Here is a 1,459-nt window from a genome sequence, read left to right on the forward strand (position 1 = left end):
GGCACTGACATTGATGCTGATACTCGGGTTCCGGTGGTCGTGACCCGGGCACTGACTGACGTCCTGCTGGGCTGTCTTCGCGTTGTTCTGTCCGGCCGCCGGGGCCTGTTCTCATGGCTCCGGCCGGGCGGAACATGACCTGATAGGAGCTTGGTCAGAAGCCCCTTCAATGTCCTGTCTGCGCCACCCGGCCGGTGCCCACCTCCGGTTGGGAAGGCAGTATCAGCATGACATCAGAGGCTGCGGAGGACACCGCGGACCGGGATGTGTTCGGCGGGGTCGACTCACACGCCGACACCGTCCACGTCGCTGTCATCAGCGACAACGGCGGCCATCTCGCGGACGCCGAGTTCGCCACCACCGCCGCCGGTTACGCGGCGGCCCTGGCTTTCCTGACCGCACACGGACGCGTCAGCGCGATCGGGGTGGAAGGCACCTCGTCCTACGGGGCCGGTTTCACCCGGACCGCTCGCGCCCACGGACACCAGGTCGTCGAGGTCAACCGCCCCGACAGGGCCGAACGCCGCCGCACCGGCAAGTCCGACCCGATCGACGCCTACGCCGCCGCCCGCGCCGCCCTGTCCGGACGAGCCGACAGCGCTCCCAAGGACGACACGGTCGCCGGGATACGCGCCCTGCACAACGCTGCCCGCTCGGCGGTCAAGGCCCGCACCGCCGCACTCAATCAGATCGGCCACGTCCTCATCACCGCCCCGGAGGCCATCCGCGCGAAATACGGGCAGCTCAAGGGCGCCGACCGGACAGAGACCCTGGCCCGGTTGCGGCCGGCCGGGGACGCCGTCCACGTCGCGGTCCTGACCGCGCTGAGGAGTCTGGCCCGCCGCGTCAAAGAGCTCACCGCCGAGCACGAGGCGCTGACACGGGCCCTGGATGCCGAGGTCACCGCATACAACCCGGGTCTGCGGGCGGCCTACGGTGTCGGACCCGACACCGCCGCGCAGCTGCTGATCACCGCGGGCGGCAATCCCGAGCGGATGCGGACCGAAGCGTCCTTCGCGGCCCTTTGCGGAGCCGCCCCGGTCCCCGCCTCCAGCGGCAGAACCAACCGTCATCGTCTCTCCCGGGGCGGTGACCGCGCCGCCAACGCCGCCCTCTACCGCATCGCCCTGGTCCGCATGTCCAGCGACGCCCGGACCCGGGCATACGTCGCACAGCAAACCGCTGCCGGCCGGACGAAGAAGGAGATCATCCGGCTGCTGAAACGGGCCATCGCCCGGGAGATGTTCCGCTGCCTGACCACCACCGTCACCAGCCCGGACATAGCCGACCTGCGGCCCCTGCGACGGGCCAAGAACATCACCCTGACCGCCGTCGCTCAGCACTTCGGCGTCTGGCCCACGACCATCTCCAGACTGGAACGAGGACTCAGCAGAACCGACGACCTCGCCCACGCCTACCGCGACTGGCTCCAAGCCGCTTGACAGCAATAGGAGCATCA

At 69.6% G+C, this 1,459-nt stretch carries 1 protein-coding gene; it reads left to right on the forward strand.

Annotation, left to right across the window (positions count from 1 at the left end):
• Positions 1–227 precede the first annotated feature (227 nt).
• Positions 228–1,442, forward strand: coding sequence for an IS110 family transposase (locus tag R2S09_RS40070; RefSeq protein ID WP_306188986.1), 1,215 nt, complete (start codon positions 228–230; stop codon positions 1,440–1,442).
• Positions 1,443–1,459: the final 17 nt, after the last annotated feature.

Source organism: Streptomyces sp. MK7, from assembly GCF_032658145.1.
GTDB classification, from domain to species: Bacteria; Actinomycetota; Actinomycetes; order Streptomycetales; family Streptomycetaceae; genus Streptomyces; species Streptomyces spiralis.